At 61.2% G+C, this 17,559-nt stretch carries 20 protein-coding genes; 11 read left to right on the top strand and 9 right to left on the bottom strand.

What is annotated here, in order from left to right:
* Nucleotides 1-44: 44 nt before the first annotated feature.
* Together trpA and trpB are read right to left on the bottom strand one after the other, a co-directional pair.
* Nucleotides 45-857 carry a tryptophan synthase subunit alpha gene (trpA, locus tag C6Y56_RS00505; protein WP_007953915.1) on the bottom strand — a complete coding sequence of 271 codons (813 nt, stop codon included), beginning with the start codon at nucleotides 855-857 and terminating at the stop codon, nucleotides 45-47.
* The gene (gene trpB / locus C6Y56_RS00500) at nucleotides 857-2,104 is read right to left on the bottom strand and encodes a tryptophan synthase subunit beta (protein ID WP_064379337.1); all 1,248 of its coding nucleotides are present in this window, start codon (nucleotides 2,102-2,104) and stop codon (nucleotides 857-859) included. Before trpB ends, trpA begins: the two co-directional genes overlap by 1 nt.
* A gap of 112 nt (nucleotides 2,105-2,216) precedes the next feature.
* On the opposite strand from trpB, the gene C6Y56_RS00495 reads away from it, so the two are divergent.
* A complete protein-coding gene (locus C6Y56_RS00495) occupies nucleotides 2,217-3,134 on the top strand; it encodes a LysR family transcriptional regulator (RefSeq protein WP_169428285.1) in 918 nt (305 codons plus the stop codon).
* Here the strand turns inward: C6Y56_RS00495 and C6Y56_RS00490 are convergent.
* Entirely contained in the window at nucleotides 3,107-3,433 is a 327-nt protein-coding gene (locus C6Y56_RS00490) for a DUF883 family protein (protein ID WP_007953918.1), read from the bottom strand. The two genes, C6Y56_RS00495 and C6Y56_RS00490, sit on opposite strands and share 28 nt — an antisense overlap.
* 156 nt (nucleotides 3,434-3,589) lie before the next feature.
* Here C6Y56_RS00490 and C6Y56_RS00485 point away from each other — a divergent pair, with 156 nt between their 5' ends.
* A complete protein-coding gene (locus tag C6Y56_RS00485; protein WP_003220389.1) occupies nucleotides 3,590-3,805 on the top strand; it encodes a dodecin in 216 nt (71 codons plus the stop codon).
* 128 nt (nucleotides 3,806-3,933) lie between these two features.
* Nucleotides 3,934-4,158: a DUF1161 domain-containing protein gene (locus C6Y56_RS00480; protein ID WP_169428284.1), complete on the top strand. Its 225-nt coding sequence runs from the start codon at nucleotides 3,934-3,936 to the stop codon at nucleotides 4,156-4,158.
* Between the two features lie 63 nt (nucleotides 4,159-4,221).
* Here the strand turns inward: C6Y56_RS00480 and C6Y56_RS00475 are convergent, their stop codons facing one another.
* Nucleotides 4,222-5,223: an LLM class flavin-dependent oxidoreductase gene (locus tag C6Y56_RS00475; RefSeq protein ID WP_169428283.1), complete on the bottom strand. Its 1,002-nt coding sequence runs from the start codon at nucleotides 5,221-5,223 to the stop codon at nucleotides 4,222-4,224.
* Between the two features lie 242 nt (nucleotides 5,224-5,465).
* Here C6Y56_RS00475 and C6Y56_RS00470 point away from each other — a divergent pair, with 242 nt between their 5' ends.
* Both C6Y56_RS00470 and C6Y56_RS00465 read left to right on the top strand, forming a co-directional pair.
* Nucleotides 5,466-5,897 carry an OsmC family protein gene (locus tag C6Y56_RS00470; protein ID WP_007953923.1) on the top strand — a complete coding sequence of 144 codons (432 nt, stop codon included), beginning with the start codon at nucleotides 5,466-5,468 and terminating at the stop codon, nucleotides 5,895-5,897.
* A 103-nt stretch (nucleotides 5,898-6,000) separates the two neighbouring features.
* Nucleotides 6,001-6,240 (top strand): DUF1161 domain-containing protein, encoded by a 240-nt coding sequence (locus C6Y56_RS00465; RefSeq protein ID WP_074689739.1) that lies wholly within the window; start codon nucleotides 6,001-6,003, stop codon nucleotides 6,238-6,240.
* A gap of 6 nt (nucleotides 6,241-6,246) precedes the next feature.
* Here the strand turns inward: C6Y56_RS00465 and C6Y56_RS00460 are convergent, their stop codons facing one another.
* Nucleotides 6,247-6,666 carry a hypothetical protein gene (locus tag C6Y56_RS00460; RefSeq protein WP_169428282.1) on the bottom strand — a complete coding sequence of 140 codons (420 nt, stop codon included), beginning with the start codon at nucleotides 6,664-6,666 and terminating at the stop codon, nucleotides 6,247-6,249.
* Nucleotides 6,667-6,706: 40 nt separating this feature from the next.
* On the bottom strand, nucleotides 6,707-7,129 hold the full coding sequence (locus C6Y56_RS00455) for a hypothetical protein (protein WP_169428281.1): 423 nt from the start codon (nucleotides 7,127-7,129) through the stop codon (nucleotides 6,707-6,709).
* Between the two features lie 59 nt (nucleotides 7,130-7,188).
* On the opposite strand from C6Y56_RS00455, the gene C6Y56_RS00450 reads away from it, so the two are divergent.
* Nucleotides 7,189-8,274, top strand: a complete 1,086-nt coding sequence (locus C6Y56_RS00450) for an aminopeptidase (RefSeq protein WP_169428280.1) — start codon at nucleotides 7,189-7,191, stop codon at nucleotides 8,272-8,274.
* Nucleotides 8,275-8,277: 3 nt separating this feature from the next.
* Here C6Y56_RS00450 and C6Y56_RS00445 read toward each other — a convergent pair whose 3' ends face one another.
* Nucleotides 8,278-8,928, bottom strand: coding sequence for an HAD family hydrolase (locus C6Y56_RS00445; RefSeq protein WP_169428279.1), 651 nt, complete (start codon nucleotides 8,926-8,928; stop codon nucleotides 8,278-8,280).
* A gap of 28 nt (nucleotides 8,929-8,956) precedes the next feature.
* A complete protein-coding gene (locus tag C6Y56_RS00440; RefSeq protein WP_169428278.1) occupies nucleotides 8,957-9,502 on the bottom strand; it encodes a gamma carbonic anhydrase family protein in 546 nt (181 codons plus the stop codon).
* A gap of 62 nt (nucleotides 9,503-9,564) precedes the next feature.
* Between C6Y56_RS00440 and prlC the strand changes: the two genes are divergently transcribed.
* From prlC to C6Y56_RS00425, 3 genes are all read left to right on the top strand, one after another.
* Complete coding sequence (gene prlC, locus C6Y56_RS00435; protein ID WP_169428277.1) at nucleotides 9,565-11,643, top strand: oligopeptidase A; 2,079 nt, start codon at nucleotides 9,565-9,567, stop codon at nucleotides 11,641-11,643.
* On the top strand, nucleotides 11,640-11,930 hold the full coding sequence (locus tag C6Y56_RS00430) for a YheV family putative zinc ribbon protein (protein ID WP_007953955.1): 291 nt from the start codon (nucleotides 11,640-11,642) through the stop codon (nucleotides 11,928-11,930). Before prlC ends, C6Y56_RS00430 begins: the two co-directional genes overlap by 4 nt.
* Before the next feature lie 112 nt (nucleotides 11,931-12,042).
* Complete coding sequence (locus C6Y56_RS00425; RefSeq protein WP_169428276.1) at nucleotides 12,043-14,091, top strand: M3 family metallopeptidase; 2,049 nt, start codon at nucleotides 12,043-12,045, stop codon at nucleotides 14,089-14,091.
* Here the strand turns inward: C6Y56_RS00425 and C6Y56_RS00420 are convergent.
* Nucleotides 14,078-14,722, bottom strand: coding sequence for a dual specificity protein phosphatase family protein (locus C6Y56_RS00420; RefSeq protein WP_169428275.1), 645 nt, complete (start codon nucleotides 14,720-14,722; stop codon nucleotides 14,078-14,080). The two genes, C6Y56_RS00425 and C6Y56_RS00420, sit on opposite strands and share 14 nt — an antisense overlap.
* A 297-nt stretch (nucleotides 14,723-15,019) precedes the next feature.
* On the opposite strand from C6Y56_RS00420, the gene C6Y56_RS00415 reads away from it, so the two are divergent.
* Together C6Y56_RS00415 and C6Y56_RS00410 are read left to right on the top strand one after the other, a co-directional pair.
* Nucleotides 15,020-15,766 (top strand): gluconate 2-dehydrogenase subunit 3 family protein, encoded by a 747-nt coding sequence (locus C6Y56_RS00415; RefSeq protein WP_169428274.1) that lies wholly within the window; start codon nucleotides 15,020-15,022, stop codon nucleotides 15,764-15,766.
* A gap of 2 nt (nucleotides 15,767-15,768) precedes the next feature.
* Nucleotides 15,769-17,553: a GMC family oxidoreductase gene (locus C6Y56_RS00410; RefSeq protein ID WP_096822445.1), complete on the top strand. Its 1,785-nt coding sequence runs from the start codon at nucleotides 15,769-15,771 to the stop codon at nucleotides 17,551-17,553.
* Nucleotides 17,554-17,559 lie beyond the last annotated feature (6 nt).

Below are 17,559 nucleotides of genomic sequence, written 5' to 3'. Positions count from 1 at the left end.
CTGTGCCTCGAGGTGCTAATTCCTCTCTATCAGGAACGTTACCTTCAGCTGACGCGAGCCTTACGCACGCCTTCGGACAGCGCCGAACACAGGCTCAGCACGCCGTCGATGGCCTGATCCGGCGTGGTCGCATTGGCAATGTGATCGATCAGCGCCGACCCTACCACCACGCCATCGGCCAGACGCGCGATGGACGCAGCCTGCTCCGGCGTACGGATACCGAAACCGATGCTGATCGGCAGGTCGGTGTGACGACGCAGACGCGCCACCGCTTCCTCGACGTGCTCCAGCGTCGCCGCACCAGCACCGGTCACACCGGCAACCGAAACGTAGTAGACGAAGCCGGAGCTGCCGTTCAACACTTTCGGCAGACGTGCGTCATCGGTGGTTGGTGTGGTCAGGCGGATGAAGTCGATGCCTGCAGCCTGGGCCGGGTCGCACAGCTCCGAGTTGTGCTCCGGTGGCATGTCGACCACGATCAGGCCGTCAACGCCGGCCTCTTTGGCTTCGGCGATGAAGCGCTCGACGCCGAACTTGTGGATCGGGTTGAAGTAACCCATCAGCACCAGCGGTGTGTCGCTGTTGTCCTTGCGGAACTCGCGGACCATTTGCAGGGTTTTGATCAGGTTCTGCTTGGCGCCCAGGGCACGGATGTTCGCCAGCTGAATCGCCGGGCCGTCGGCCATCGGGTCGGTGAACGGCATGCCCAGCTCGATCACATCGGCACCGGCTTTCGGCAGGCCTTTGAGGATGGCCAGCGAAGTGTCGTAGTCCGGGTCACCAGCGGTGACGAAGGTCACCAGGGCGGCGCGGTTCTGTTCCTTGAGTTCGGCAAAGCGGGTTTGCAGGCGGCTCATCAGTGTTTCTCCTGCTTCGATTGCTCTTGTTGAGAGTGTTCCATGTGGTGCATGACGGTCTGCATGTCTTTGTCGCCGCGGCCGGACAGGTTGACCACCATCAGGTGATCCTTCGGCAGCTTCGGTGCGCGTTTGAATACTTCGGCCAGGGCATGGGCGCTTTCCAGTGCCGGGATGATGCCTTCGAGGCGGCAGCACTGGTGGAACGCAGCGAGGGCTTCGTCGTCAGTCACCGAGGTGTACTGGACGCGGCCGATGTCATGCAACCAGGCGTGCTCCGGGCCGATGCCCGGGTAGTCGAGGCCGGCGGAAATCGAGTGGGCGTCGATGATCTGGCCATCGTCGTCCTGCAGCAGGAAAGTGCGGTTGCCGTGCAACACACCCGGTACGCCGCCGTTGAGGCTGGCCGCGTGTTTGCCGGTTTCGATGCCGTAACCGGCGGCTTCGACACCGATGATCTCGACGCTCTTGTCATCAAGGAACGGGTGGAACAGGCCCATGGCGTTGGAACCGCCGCCGATGCACGCCACCAGGCTGTCCGGCAGACGACCTTCCTGGGCTTGCAGTTGATCGCGGGTTTCCTTGCCGATCACCGCCTGGAAGTCGCGAACCATGGCTGGATAAGGGTGCGGTCCGGCCACAGTGCCGATCAGGTAGAAGGTGCTGTCGACGTTGGTCACCCAGTCACGCAGTGCTTCGTTCATCGCGTCTTTCAGGGTGCCGGTGCCGGCGACCACCGGGATCACTTCGGCGCCCAGCAGCTTCATGCGGAACACGTTGGCCTGCTGACGTTCGATGTCAGTGGTGCCCATGTAGATCACGCAATCCAGACCGAAACGCGCGGCCACGGTGGCGGTGGCCACGCCGTGCATGCCGGCGCCGGTCTCGGCGATGATGCGTTTCTTGCCCATGCGTCGCGCCAGCAGGATCTGGCCGATGCAGTTGTTGATCTTGTGCGCGCCGGTGTGGTTCAGCTCTTCGCGCTTGAGGTAGATCTTGGCGCCACCGCAGAACTCGGTCAGGCGCTCGGCGAAATACAGCGGGCTCGGACGTCCGACGTAGTCGCGCTGGAAGTAGGCCAATTCTTCTTTGAACGCCGGATCTTCCTTGGCCGCTTCGTATTCGCGGGCCAGGTCGAGGATCAACGGCATCAGGGTTTCGGCGACGTAACGGCCGCCGAACGAGCCAAACAGGCCGTTGGCGTCAGGGCCGTTACGCAGATCGGAGGTGTTCGAAGTCTGGGTCATGGTTCGCTCCAGCGGATTTCACGAGAAGACAATGGCGTTCACTCTACCCCTGACCTTCCAGGCTGAAAACCGATAAGATCGCCACAACCTGTCAGGAAAACTCACAGATATCATGAGCCATGACCTTCCCCCGCTGAACGCCCTGCGCGCCTTCGAAGCCACCGCCCGGCTGAACAGCGTCAGCCAGGCTGCCGAACAGCTGCACGTAACGCACGGTGCGGTCAGTCGCCAGCTCAAGGCGCTTGAAGAGCACCTGGGCGTCAGCCTGTTCGTCAAGGATGGTCGCGGCTTGAAACTCACAGATGCCGGCATCCGTCTGCGCGACGCCAGCGGCGAGGCGTTCGACCGCTTGCGCAGCGTCTGCGCCGAACTGACCCAAAGCACCGCCGACGCGCCGTTCGTGCTTGGTTGCTCCGGCAGTCTGCTGGCGCGCTGGTTCATCCCTCGGCTGGGACGACTGAATGCCGATCTGCCGGACTTGCGTCTGCACCTGTCGGCCGGAGAAGGCGATCTCGATCCACGACGCCCGGGGCTGGATGCATTGCTGCTGTTCGCCGAGCCGCCATGGCCGGCAGACATGCAAGTCTATGAGCTGGCCAGCGAGCGCATCGGCCCGGTCATGAGCCCGCTGTTCAGCGGCTACCAGCGCCTGCAATCGGCACCGCCCATCGCCCTGCTCGACGAACCCTTGCTGCACACGACTTCACGCCCGCAAGCCTGGCCGAGCTGGGCGCAGCAAAGCGGCCTCGACGCCAAGGCGTTGAAGCTGGGGCAAGGTTTCGAGCATTTGTATTACTTGCTGGAAGCGGCCGTCGCAGGGTTGGGCGTGGCGATCGCGCCGGAACCGCTGGTGACCGAAGACTTGAAGGCCGGTCGCCTGGTCGCGCCGTGGGGTTTCAGTGAAACCCCGGCGCAACTGGCGTTGTGGCTACCCAAGCGCGCCGCAGACGGGCGCGCCCGGCAATTGGCGCAGTGGCTCAGGAACGAGCTGCGCCAGGCGGATCACTCGCCGCGCTTGAACAGCAAGTAAGCGGCCAGCAGACCCAGCGCACCGACCGCCACACCGGCGGTCGTCCACGGATGTTCCTGCGCGTAATCACGGGTGGCGATCCCGGTCTCGCGGGTTTTGACTTTGACTTCTTCGTAGGCATCGCTGAGCAGACTGCGCGAGTGTTTCAGCGCGCTTTCAGCATTGCCCTTGAGCGCCTTGAGGGTCTTGCGCGACTCGTCAGAAGCGTCGTCCTTCAGGCTCTCCAACGACTTGAGCAGACTCTCGATCTCCGCTTCCATGCTTTGCAACGAGGCTTTGCGTAACGAGGTGTTGGCCATGGTGGCTCTCCTGCATTGGTGATGAGTGGCGTGTGTTGTTTGGGACTTCACGGGTTCTGGAAAGTGCAGAAAATCTGAACTCCGGTTTCTCCCGGCGACCGAAATCAACAGCGCAAATCGCTGCTAGGCTCAATTCCACACGTCAAGGAGATCGCCATGAGTGACCATCACACCTACAAGAAAGTCGAGCTGGTCGGTTCGTCCACCAGCAGCATCGAAGACGCCATCAACAACGCGCTGGCCGAGGCCAACAAGAGCATCAAGCATCTGGAATGGTTTGAAGTAGTCGATACCCGCGGCCACATCAAGGACGGCAAGGCTGCCCACTTTCAAGTGACTCTGAAAGTCGGGTTCAGGATTGCCAGCAGCTGAATTTGGACTACGCTTCTGAACTTGCGCGCTGGCCGAATGCCATAGGAATGGCAAAGCGCTACAGGGTGAGCGCATCGGGTAAACGACCTGATGCCCGCCTCTTTTAATCCGACCAGGGAGTGCGACCGATGAAGAAGTTCATATTGGCAGTAGGTTTGTTGAGCCTTGCGGGTGGTGCGTTTGCTGCCGGCAAGCCCTGTGAAGAACTGAAGGCTGAAATTGCGGCCAAGCTGGATGCCAAGGGCGTTTCCGGGTATTCGCTGGAGATTGTCGACAAGGGTGCGGCCAGTGGCGGCAAAGTCGTCGGCACCTGCGAAGGCGGCGCCAAAGAGATCGTTTACACCCGCGGCTGATCACGCCGGAAAAACAGAAGCCGACGCAATGCGTCGGCTTTTTTTGTGCCTGGATGTCAGACCTCAGCCCTTCATCACCTGCGCCAGCAGCTCGTAGGAATGCAGGCGATCGGCGTGTTCGTACAGATCGCAGGTGAAGATCAGTTCGTCAGCCTGGGTCTGTTCCACCAGTACTTCGAGTTTCGCGCGGATTTTCTGCGGACTGCCGACCATCGCCAGACCGAGGAAATCACCCACCGCCTCACGCTCGTGTGGCAGCCACAGGCCGTCCATGGTTTTCACCGGCGGACGCTGCACCAGACTTTGCCCACGCATCAGCGCGAGAATCCGCTGGTACACCGAGGTTGCCAGGTAATCGGCCTGCTCGTCGGTGTCGGCGGCCACCAGCGGCACGCCGAGCATCACGTACGGCTTGTCGAGCACCGCCGATGGCTTGAAGTGATTGCGGTAGACGCGAATCGCCTCGTGCATGAAGCGCGGTGCAAAATGTGAGGCAAAGGCGTAGGGCAAACCGCGCTCGCCGGCCAGTTGCGCACTGAACAGGCTGGACCCGAGCAGCCAGATCGGCACGTTGGTGCCGGTGCCCGGCATCGCGATCACTCGTTGATCCGGCGTACGCGGGCCGAGGAACCGCGCCAGTTCGGCCACATCTTCCGGGAAGTCGTCGGCACTGCCGGAGCGCTCTCGGCGCAGGGCGCGGGCGGTCATCTGATCGGAACCCGGCGCACGGCCCAGGCCGAGGTCGATCCGCCCCGGATACAGGCTTTCAAGGGTGCCGAACTGCTCGGCGATCACCAGCGGCGCGTGGTTGGGCAGCATCACGCCACCGGAGCCGACGCGGATGGTCGACGTGCCGCCGGCCAGATAGCCCAGCAAAACCGTGGTGGCGGAACTGGCGATGCCGTCCATGTTGTGGTGCTCGGCGACCCAGAACCGGGTGTAGCCGAATTTTTCGACATGCTGCGCGAGGTCCAGCGAGTTGCGCAGCGACTGCGCCGGGCTGCCGTTTTCGCGCACCGGCACCAGATCGAGGGTTGAAAACTTTACGTCGGACAGTTGCTTCATAAACCTGCATCTCCGATTGAGGGCGCAGGTGTGTTCTTGGCGAACGCAAACCTGCCCAATTCATAAGCGTGTCATGTGCAATAAGGGCATATACCCGAGTTTCAATAGCCGACCCGAAATTTCCTACTAAAAAAGTCAACGATTCAGATGAGCTGAACTTTGTTCCGGCGTCTATCCTCAGAAGCCTTGCAGGCAAAAACCACGACGGCGCGGCGTTCGCGCCCGAATTGAAGGAGGCACACATGGCTATCGTGAAGAAGGCATCCGCGCATTGGGAAGGTGACCTGAAAACCGGCATCGGCTCGATCTCCACTGAAACCGGCGTCCTGCGGGAAGCGCCGTACGGCTTCAAGGCCCGCTTCGAGGGCGGCAAGGGCACCAACCCGGAAGAACTGATCGGCGCCGCCCACGCCGGCTGTTTCTCCATGGCATTCTCGATGATCCTCGGCGACGCCGGGCTGAAGGCCGACAGCATCGATACCCAGGCTGAAGTCACCCTTGATCAGGTTGACGGCGGTTTCGCGATCACTGCGGTGAAGCTGATTCTCAAGGCGAAGATTCCGGGCGCGACTCAGGCGCAGTTCGAAGAGCTGAGCAACAAGGCCAAGGAAGGTTGCCCGGTGTCCAAGGTGCTGAATGCGAAAATCAGTCTCGACGCGTCGCTGGTTGGCTGACGGGATTGAGCCTAATCAGAACCCGCCAGGCAAAAATGTGGTCGAATAAATGACAGCAGCTTTCGCGCATCTTCGTGCGCGCTGCTTCGATGGAGCTTCAACCATGAAACGTTTTGCCTTGGCGGTTATCTGTGGCGTGCTGGCAACGTCGGCCTTCGCAGCGCCCAAAGACTGCGAAGAACTCAAGCAAGAGATCGAAATCAAGATTCAGGCGAATGCCGTGCCCTCCTACACCCTGGAGATAGTGTCCAAAGAGGAGGCTGAAAAACACGACGTCGCCATGATCGTCGGCACCTGCGACAACGGCACCAAAGCCATCATCTATCAGAAGAACGACCGCTGATTCACGCTAGATGGCGCAATAGGTGTCGCGATCCTCGGCGACGATTTCCCGCTTGGCGTTATACAGCCGGGCACTGGGAGTAAACATCAGGGAGCGACCCTCCAACACGTAACGCTGACCCGCTTCGAAATGGTCGAAGCGGATGGTCAGGTAACACAGACGCTCCACGGGGTCGTTCAACAGACCGCCGCCTCCACCAGGCGCCTCGAAATCGAAACGCACCAGCAACTCATGGCTGCCGGGCGTTACCTGGAAAAAACGCCCGTCATTCAAGCTCTGCTTGTCGAGACGCTCGGCCATCAGCAGTTTCCCGCCGGGGGTCGGCGTGGAGAACTCGACCCAGGCCATGCTCGGGTCGACCGGGGGCATCGGCGTCTGACAACCGGCGAGCACACCGGCAACCAGCAACAGCATTGACTTGCGCATGATGAATGTCCGTGAACTCGGACATCCAGCATAACGCCGATCAGGCGCGCTGACAGCCTGCCGGTTTGCCTTGGCCGACTACATTTTTCTGTTGGTCATAGAGCTTGGCCCACGGCCGGAAACCGATGTAGCCAGCCTGGAGCTGATAGCGCTGGCCGGCGTTGAAGTCCGTGAATTTCAGGCTCAACTGACAATCGCGCCACAGCGGCTCGGCATCCGGGCCGATGTTGGTCGCCTCCACTGGAAACTGGTAGCGCACCTTCAGTTCATGACTGCCGGGCTGAACTTCAAAGTAACGTTTGTCGACGGCGGCCTTCCTGTCGACTTCCAGCGCTTGCAGCGCCGTGTCCTGTTGCCGGGCGTCCAGATCGATCCAGGCTTGCGAGGGGTCAGGGGTGGGCATTCCGAATCCGGCACAACCGGCCAGCGTCAGCAGGCCTCCCGTCAGTATCAAGATGCGCATGGCGAAGCTCCAATGGGCGGGATAGTCTTGCGATCAGACTTTCCAGGGATGTTCTTATTGTGGTCAGGCCGTTTCCAAGCCTTGGGTTACTTGATCGCGTTTTGCGGGTTTTGTTTCCGGGTGTGTTGTTTTTGTTGCTCAACGGTTGTTCCAGCGTTGGCTATTACAGCCAGCTGGCCAGCGGTCAACTGCAATTGCTGCGGGCGCGAGAGCCGGTGGCCAAGGTGATCGCCGACCCGAGCCGGGACGCCACACTGCGCGCCCACCTGACCCAGTCGCAGAAGGCCCGGGATTTCGCCAGCCAGCACCTGCACCTGCCCGACAACCAGAGCTATCGCCTGTACGCCGACATCCACCGGCCGTATGTGGTGTGGAATGTCTTCGCCACCCCGGAGTTTTCCCTGAGCCCACAGAACCACTGCTTCCCGATTGCCGGCTGCGTGGCCTATCGCGGCTACTACAGCCAGAGCGCGGCGCGGGGCGAAGCGGCGATTCAGCGCCTGCAAGGCATGGACGTGTCGATTGGCGGTGTCGAAGCCTATTCGACCCTGGGCTGGTTCAATGACCCGATCCTCAATTCGATGATGGGCTGGGGCGATGAACGGTTGGCCACGCTGATCTTCCATGAGCTGGGCCATCAACGTTTCTATGTGAAGGACGACACCGAGTTCAACGAGTCCTACGCCACGTTTGTCGAGCAGGAAGGCACCCGGCAGTGGCGGGCGTTTCGTGGCTTGCCGCCAGAAAATGACGCTCAACTCAAACGTCGTGACCAGTTCATTCAACTGATCCTCGATACCCGTGCCCGACTGGAGAAGCTGTACGCCCAACCGATTTCCGTCGAGCAGATGCGCGAACGCAAGACTGCCGAGTTCGAACGGTTTCGCCGGGACTATCGGGTGATGCGCGACAGCCAGTGGGCCGGGGACAAACGCTATGACGCCTGGGTCAAAGCACCGCTGAACAATGCGCGGCTGTTGCCGTTCGGGCTGTATGACCAGTGGGTGCCGGCGTTTGCGGCGTTGTTCAGACAGGTGAAGGGAGATTGGCCGCAGTTTTATGCGCGGGTCGAACAGCTGGGTAAATTGCCGGCGGACAAACGCAAGGCAGCGCTGCGTGAGCTGGCTGCCCCTCGCCCGGATTGACGATCAGCGCTGCAAAAACGCCTGATGCAGCTCGGCCAGCGTCTCGAAGTGATACGTCGGCGCTTCCGCGCTGAGCTCTTCACGGCTGCCAAAACCGTAACCCACGGCCGCCGCGTCCAGACCATTGCTGCGTGCGCCGATCAAATCGTGTTTGCGATCACCGATCATCAGCGTATTGGCCGGATCCAGCCCTTCCTCGGCGATCAAGTGAGCAATCAGTTCGACCTTGTTGGTGCGGGTGCCGTCCAATTCGCTGCCGTAGATCACCTTGAAATGTCGGGCGAAATCGAAGTGCCGGGCGATTTCCCGAGCAAATACCCAAGGTTTCGAAGTCGCGATGTACAACTGCCGCCCCTGGCCGCTCAAGGTTTCCAGCAACGGCGTGACGCCTTCGAACACCCGGTTCTCGTAAAGGCCGGTGACCTTGAAGCGCTCGCGATAGAAATTCACCGCCTCCCACGCCTTCGCTTCATCAAAACCATAGAACTGCATGAACGCCTGCAACAGCGGCGGGCCGATGAAGTGTTCCAGTCTGGTCAGGTCCGGCTCATCGATGCCGAGTTTGGCCAGCGCGAACTGGATGGAACGGGTGATGCCCTCACGCGGATCGGTGAGGGTGCCGTCGAGGTCGAACAGTACGGTCTGGTAATGCATGAAAAATCCCGGGCAATAGAGAGAAAAGTCAGAGCTGGTCGTAGCCTTCGGCCAGATGCAAGTCCTTGAGCTTCACGTAGTTCGCCGCGCTGTAGGTGAAAAAGGCGTTTTCCTTGTCGGTCAGCGGGCGAACCTGTTTCACCGGGCTGCCCACGTACAGGAAACCGCGTTCCAGGCGCTTGCCCGGTGGCACCAGACTGCCGGCACCGATGATCACGTCGTCCTCGACCACCGCGCCGTCCATGACGATGCTGCCCATGCCGATCAGTACGCGACTGCCGACGGTGCAGCCATGCAGCATGACCTTGTGGGCGATGGTCACGTCATCGCCGATCAGCAGCGGGAAGCCGTCCGGGTTGAACGGGCCGGCGTGGGTGATGTGCAACACGCAGCCATCCTGCACGCTGGTGCGGGCACCGATGCGGATGCGGTGCATGTCGCCACGGATCACGGTCAGCGGCCATACGGAGCTGTCTTCACCGATTTCGACGTCGCCGATCACCACCGCCGAGCCGTCGACAAAAGCGCCTTGGCCCAAGCGTGGGGTGTGATTCTGGTACTTGCGAAGGGACACGATTAGTTCTCTCTCTGTCGCCGATAGCTGCGGTGGGGGTCGATTGTAATTAAGATGGGCGCATGTTTCTTCCAGCCAAGGTGCCAACCGTGAGCGTGAACAACCCTCTTCTGCAGTCCTACGACCTGCCGCCGTTCTCCGCGATCCGTGCCGAACACGTGCAGCCGGCCATCGAAACCATCCTGGCCGACAACCGCGCCGCCATCGCCGACATCCTCAAGACCCAGGGCCAGAACCCGACGTGGGCCGGGCTGGTGCTGGCGATGGACGAACTCAATGATCGCCTGGGCGCTGCCTGGAGTCCGGTCAGCCACCTCAATGCCGTGTGCAACAGCGCCGAACTGCGTGAAGCCTACGAGTCGTGCCTGCCGGCATTGAGCGCCTACTCCACCGAGATGGGTCAGAACCGCGAGCTGTTCCAGGCCTATGAAGCCCTGGCCAACAGCACGGAAGCCGCCGGTTTCGACGTGGCGCAGAAAACCATTCTGGAACACGCGTTGCGCGATTTCCGCCTCTCGGGCATCGACCTGCCGGAAGCCGAGCAGAAGCGCTACGCCGAAGTGCAGAGCAAGCTGTCCGAGCTGGGCAGCCGCTTCTCCAACCAGTTGCTCGACGCCACCCAGGCCTGGACCAAGCACCTGACCGACGAAGCCGCCCTTGCCGGCCTGACTGATTCGGCCAAGGCACAAATGGCTGCTGCCGCACAGGCCAAAGGCCTCGACGGCTGGCTGATCACCCTGGAGTTCCCGAGCTACTACGCGGTGATGACCTACGCCCAGGACCGTGCGCTGCGCGAAGAAGTCTACGCCGCCTACTGCACCCGTGCGTCGGATCAAGGCCCGAATGCCGGCCAGAACGACAACGGCCCGGTGATGGACGAAATCCTCGACCTGCGTCAGGAGCTGGCCAAACTGCTCGGTTTCTCCAGCTTCTCCGAACTGAGCCTGGCGACCAAAATGGCCGAGTCCAGCGATCAGGTGCTGAGCTTCCTGCGTGACCTGGCCAAGCGCAGCAAACCGTTTGCCGCCCAGGATCTGCAACAGCTCAAGGCTTACGCCGCCGAGCAGGGCTGCGCCGATCTGCAAAGCTGGGACAGCGGTTTCTACGGTGAAAAACTCCGTGAACAACGCTACAGCGTCGCCCAGGAAACCCTGCGCGCTTACTTCCCGATCGACAAAGTGCTGGGCGGGCTGTTCGCTATCGTTCAGCGCCTGTACGGCATCGAAATCGCTGAACTGAAAGGCTTCGACACCTGGCACCCGGACGTGCGCCTGTTCGAGATCAAGGAAAACGGTCAGCACGTCGGCCGCTTCTTCTTCGACCTCTACGCCCGCGCCAACAAGCGTGGCGGTGCCTGGATGGACGGCGCCCGAGACCGTCGCCGCACCGTCGACGGCGTGCTGCAAAGTCCGGTAGCCAACCTTGTGTGCAACTTCACCCCGGCCGACAGCGGCAAGCCTGCGCTGCTGACCCACGATGAAGTGACCACCCTGTTCCACGAGTTCGGCCACGGCCTGCACCACCTGCTGACCCGCGTCGAGCATGCCGGCGTATCGGGCATCAACGGCGTGGCGTGGGACGCAGTCGAGCTGCCGAGCCAGTTCATGGAAAACTGGTGCTGGGAGCCGGAAGGCCTGGCGCTGATTTCCGGTCATTACGAAACCGGCGAGCCACTGCCGCAGGACCTGCTGGAAAAAATGCTCGCAGCGAAGAACTTCCAGTCCGGCCTGATGATGGTGCGTCAGCTGGAATTCTCGCTGTTCGACTTCGAACTGCACGCCACCCACGGCGACGGCCGCAGCGTCGCGCAGGTGCTTGAAGGCGTGCGTGACGAGGTGTCGGTGATGCGTCCTCCGGCCTACAACCGCTTCCCGAACAGCTTTGCGCACATCTTCGCCGGCGGTTACGCGGCGGGTTACTACAGCTACAAGTGGGCGGAAGTGCTGTCGGCAGATGCCTTCTCCAAATTCGAAGAAGACGGTGTGCTCAATGCTGACACCGGTCGCGCCTTCCGCGAAGCGATCCTCGCCCGTGGCGGCTCGCAGGAGCCGATGGTGCTGTTCGTCGACTTCCGTGGCCGTGAGCCGTCGATTGACGCACTCTTGCGCCACAGCGGCCTGAGTGAGGACGCGGCAGCATGAGTGAGGCACCCGTGAAGACCAAAAAACGCTTTATCGCCGGGGCGGTCTGCCCGGCGTGCAGCGAGCCGGACAAACTGATGATGTGGAGCGAGGACGATGTCCCGCACCGCGAATGCGTGGCGTGCGGCTACAGCGATACGCTGAATGCCCAAGGGCTGTCGGTGCCGAAAGAGCTGGGCACGCGGGTCAACACCAGCGCGCTCAAGCCTGCTCCGGACAAAACGGTTCAGGCGGTGCAGTTCTTCCCGAACCCGAAGCTGAAGAAAAAACCTGACGAGCAACACTGATCCGGCACCACCTTCCACCGAGCTGCGGTGGAAGGTGGTATTGGCTTAACACCTGTCCCCTGCACTTGCTTCGTAGGCTGGCCGTTTCCGCCATGCCTCGAAGGAAGTTGCCATGCCCGACTCCAACCCCCTCCTGCAACACTGGATCCTGCCGCCCTGGCCGGCGATTCGCGCTGAACATCTGCTGCCGGCGATCAACACCCTCATCGACGACCAGCGACGAATCATTACGCAAGTGCTCGACACTCAGTTGGAAAATCCCGGATGGGACGATCTGGTACTGAGCATCGACGAAGCCGATGCCCGCATCGGTGAATTCCGGTCGATTCTCGAAACACTGTCCACGGTCAGATCCGACGATGCCGACTGGCTCGTGGAAAGCGCCAAGGCTCATCTCGCGATCAACCACTATCGCTCTGAAAAAGCCCGAAATCGCCCGTTGTTCGAGGCTTACCAGCGTTTGGCGCAGAGCTCGGTCGCGGCCGGTTTCGATGAGTCACGCAAGACCGTGCTGGCGCGGGTACTGCGCAAATTCAGACAGTCCGGCATCGAGCTTCCCACTGCGCAGCAGCGGGAACTGGCCCGGTTGAAGCTTGAGATTGGCGGTCTGGAATTCAGTTTTCTGACCCACCTCGAACGCTGGACCGAGACCTGGAGCAAACGTGTCGACGACCCGACGTTGCTTGCAGGCCTGTCTCCGGCGATGAAGGAACGCCTGGCACTCAACGCCCGCCAGGCCGGCCATGACGGCTGGCTGATTCGCCTGGACCAGAACACCTGTCAGCACATCCTCAAATACGCCGAGAATCGTGCCCTGCGCGAGGAATGCTGTGTTGCCTACGCGACCCGCGCCTCCGATCAGGGGCCACTGGCCGGACGCTTCGACAACGGTCCGGTGCTGACAAAGCTACTTGCCTTGCGCCAACAGAAAGCTCGCTTGCTTGGCCACGAAAACGCCGCGCAACTGAGTCTGGCAAAGAGCATGGCCGGAACGACGACCTGGGTCAGGGATTTTCTCCAGTGCCAGGTTGCGCAATTGATCCCCATCCTGGAGCAGGACGCAAAACAACTGGCCGCCTTCGCCCGCCAATGCGGAATCGACCGTATCCAGCCATGGGACGAAGACTTCCTCGCCGAGCAATGGCGTCAGCAACAGTTTCCCGGAGCGCTGGATAACCTGCGTGATTACTTCGCGTTCGATGGCACCCTGCTCCGACTCTGCCTGTTCTGCGAGCGCATGTTCGGGATCCGTATCGTCGAACAGATCGGCGCAAACCACTGGCATGACGATGTGCGACTGCTGGAAATCCGCGAGCATGAACAGGTCATCGGCTACATCTACCTCGACCCGTTTCATCGCGATAACGCTGCGGATTACGCTGGCACCTTCACGCTACGCAACCGTCGGATCAACGTCGAAGGCCGGCCGGCGCTCCCCATTGCCGTGCTCTACAGCAATTTCACACCGGCCACCGACGGCCATCCATGCCGACTGGAGCTCAATGAGCTACGAGTACTTTTTCATGAGTTCGGCCACTGCCTTCAACACGTATTGACGCGCTCGCCCCATCACACGCTGTCCGGCATTTTGCAACTGGGCCATGAGGCGGCGGAGTTTTCCGGACAGCTGTTCGAACAGTGGTGCCAGTCGCGGGAGTTCGTGCTGTGGCTCGGTGCGCATTTCCAGACTGGCGAGCGCTTGAGCGCTGCACGGGTCGACGCGGCACTCTCGGCCAGTCAGGCCCACTCCAGTCGGCAACAGGCTTTGCTACTGATGGGAGCGATCATCGACTTCGAGCTGCACGCCACTCTCGGCGACGGTCGCTCTGTCGAAGAGGTTTGCGCCGACGTGCAGCGCACGATGGGTCTGCAACTGCCCGACAGTCACCGGTTCGCCAATGGTTTCGATTACATGGTGACCCAGTACGACGCTTCGGTTTACGCCTATGTCTGGTCAGGGGTGCTGGCTCAGGAAGCGTTCAAACGCTTCAGTCTTGACTGGGTGTTCAGGGCGCAGACCGGCCGGGCGTTCCGGGAAACGTTCTTTGCGCCCGGAGCCGGGCGCCCGTTGCTGGAAGCGGTGGAGGCGTTCATTGGCCGGCCGGTCGCTGAAGAGCTTTGCCCCGGCCGCCCCATCAACCGGCGGGTTATTTCAGATTGACGGTCTGGAACCAGCTCTTCATCGAGCAGGTAGCGAACGCACTGGTGCTGCAATCGCCATTGGCCAGCGCGGTGCGCAGCTTGTCGACATCAGCCTGCATCACGTAGCGCACCCCGTCCTTGAAGTGACCGCTTTCACCGAAACCGCCCTGGGTCATTTCGTTCAGGGCGTCTTCCTTGCTCCAGCCCTGCACCACGATGCGGTACATCGCCGCCATCAGGCCGGTACGGTCGGAGCCGTGCTTGCAATGCATCAACACCGGACCGTTGGCTTCGGCGGTCTGAATGGCGCGCAAGGCCTTGAGGACATCGCTGTCATCGACGTGATTGGTGCGATACGGCAGTTGCACCTGATTGATGCCAGGGGCATTCAGCCAGCTCGAGTCCGCCTCCGGCAGGAAGTTGATGACCGTGGCCACTTTCAGTTTTTGCAGCAACGGCACGGCACCGGCGTCAGGCAGCGCACTGCGATAGAGCGTGGGCGACATCTGGAAGAAGTTGTATTTCACTTCGACCGGTTGCGCCCATTCCGGAGGGCGGGAAACCGGCGCATCTGCGGCATGGGCCGGGATCGAGCCGAGCAGGGCAAACAGCGAGAAACAGATCGCGGAGGAAAAACGCTTCAAGGACATGCTGTGCGGTAACCGTGTGGGATTCGTCAGTAGGGCCGCAGCTTGCGGGTTGTCCAGTCAAATCCCTGTGAGGCGATTGTCAAAGAAACGTGAAGCCAGGCACTTCCTTCGTCGATAATTCGGGCTTTTTTCGGCCGAATCGATTCATCCGATTGGTTAGCCTGCTACCATTTGTCACATCATGTTGCAGGCGCGTCCCCCTTTTCCGGGTCATTTCCAGCCACGTCGCAACCAACCACTTCAAAGCCGTCCTCAGAAACGGCTGATAACCATCAATGCCTGATGAGGTGCATCCCCATGTCTGATCAAGATCGAGACAACCCGCGGCGTGAGTTTTTGCGCAAATCCCTGACCCTGATCCCGGTGGTCACCCTCGCCGGCACCGGCCTGGGCAGCAGCGTGCTGCAAGCCGCCCCGCAAAGCGCACCGGCTGCGGCGCCGGCAAAACCGGGCGTCACTGACGCGGGCGTCTATCAGCCGAGTTACTTCACCGCCGAAGAGTGGGCGTTCATCAATGCCGCCGTCGCGCAATTGATCCCCAACGATGCCCAGGGCCCCGGTGCTCTCGAGGCTGGCGTGCCGGAATACATCGACCGTCAGATGAACACGCCGTACGCCGCCGGTGCCCTTTGGTACATGCAGGGCCCGTTCAACGCCGACGCCGCGCCGGAGATGGGCTGGCAGAGCAAACTGGTGCCGAAAGAGATCTATCGCCTCGGCATCGCCGCCACGGATCAGTGGGCAAAATCCCTCAACGGTAAAACATTTGCCGAGCAAGACAGCGCTACCCGAGACGATCTGCTCAAGCAGCTTGAAGCCGGAAAACCGCAATTCGACAGCGTTCCGGCGAAGATTTTCTTCAATCTGCTGCTGCAAAACACCAAGGAAGGGTTCTTCTGCGATCCGATCCATGGCGGCAATAAAGGCATGGTCGGCTGGACCATGATCGGCTTTCCCGGCGCCCGCGCCGATTTCATGGATTGGGTGGAACGCAACGAGCAATACCCCTTCCCGGCAGTTTCGATTCGCGGCGAGAGGGCGTGAGCATGGCAACGGTAATGAAGAAGGTCGACGCAGTGATCGTCGGTTTCGGCTGGACAGGCGCGATCATGGCCAAGGAGCTGACCGAGGCAGGCCTCAACGTGCTGGCGCTGGAGCGCGGGCCGATGCAGGACACCTACCCTGACGGCAACTATCCCCAGGTGATCGACGAACTCACCTACAGCGTGCGGAAAAAACTCTTCCAGGACATCTCCAAGGAAACCGTCACCATCCGCCACAGCGTCAACGACATCGCTCTGCCGAATCGCCAGTTGGGCGCGTTCCTGCCGGGCAATGGCGTGGGCGGTGCCGGCCTGCACTGGTCGGGGGTGCACTTTCGTGTCGACCCGATCGAACTGCGTATGCGCAGCCACTACGAAGAGCGCTACGGCAAAAGCTTTATCCCCAAGGACATGACTATTCAGGACTTCGGCGTCAGTTATGAAGAGCTGGAACCGTTCTTCGATTTCGCCGAAAAAGTCTTCGGCACCTCCGGCCAGGCCTGGACCGTGAAAGGCCAACTGGTCGGTCAGGGCAAGGGCGGCAACCCGTACGCCCCGGATCGCTCGAACCCGTTCCCGCTGGAAGCGCAGAAGAACACGGTTTCCGCACAGCTGTTCGGCAAAGCGGCCACAGAAGTCGGTTACAAACCCTACAACCTGCCTTCCGCGAATACTTCGGGGCCGTACACCAACCCTTACGGCGCACAGATGGGCCCGTGCAACTTCTGCGGTTTTTGCAGCGGTTACGTTTGCTACATGTATTCCAAGGCCTCGCCGAACGTGAACATTCTGCCAGCGCTGAAACCGCTGCCGAATTTCGAACTGCGGCCCAACGCCCACGTGTTGCGGGTCAACCTCGACAGCACGAAAACCAAAGCCACCGGCGTTACCTACATCGACGGCCAGGGCCGCGAGATCGAGCAACCGGCGGATCTGGTGATCCTCGGCGCATTCCAGTTACACAACGTGCGCCTGATGCTGCTCTCCGGCATCGGCAAGCCGTACGACCCGGTCAGCGGCGAAGGTGTGGTCGGGCGTAACTTCGCCTACCAGAACATGGCGACCATCAAGGCGTTCTTCGACAAGGACACCCACACCAACAACTTCATCGGCGCCGGCGGCAACGGCGTGGCGCTGGACGACTTCAACGCCGACAACTTCGACCACGGCCCCCACGGCTTCGTCGGTGGCTCGCCGATGTGGGTCAACCAGGCTGGCAGCCGTCCGATTGCCGGCACCTCCAACCCGCCGGGCACGCCGGCCTGGGGCAGCGACTGGAAACGCGCCACCGCCGATTACTACACCCACCAGGTGTCGATGGACGCTCACGGTGCGCATCAGTCCTACCGGGGCAACTACCTCGATCTGGACCCGGTGTACCGCGATGCCTACGGCCTGCCGCTGCTGCGGATGACCTTCGACTGGCAGGAAAACGACATCAAGATGAACCGCTTCATGGTCGAGAAAATGGGCAAGGTCGCACAAGCCATGGGCCCGAAAGCCATTGCCGTGCTTGGCAAGAAAGTCGGCGAACACTTCAACACCGCGTCCTACCAGACCACCCACCTCAACGGTGGCGCGATCATGGGGACCGATCCGAAGACCAGCGCGCTGAACCGCTACCTGCAGAGCTGGGATGTGCACAACGTGTTCGTCCCGGGCGCCTCGGCGTTCCCACAGGGCCTGGGCTACAACCCGACCGGGCTGGTTGCCGCGCTGACCTACTGGTCGGCGAAAGCGATCCGCGAGCAATACCTGAAAAACCCCGGCCCGCTGGTTCAGGCTTAAGGAGCG

The organism is Pseudomonas fluorescens, from assembly GCF_012974785.1.
Classification (GTDB): Bacteria; Pseudomonadota; Gammaproteobacteria; order Pseudomonadales; family Pseudomonadaceae; genus Aquipseudomonas; species Aquipseudomonas fluorescens_BT.
The sequence above is the reverse complement of the archived record's forward strand: the minus strand, read 5'-3'. Positions and strand labels throughout refer to the sequence as shown.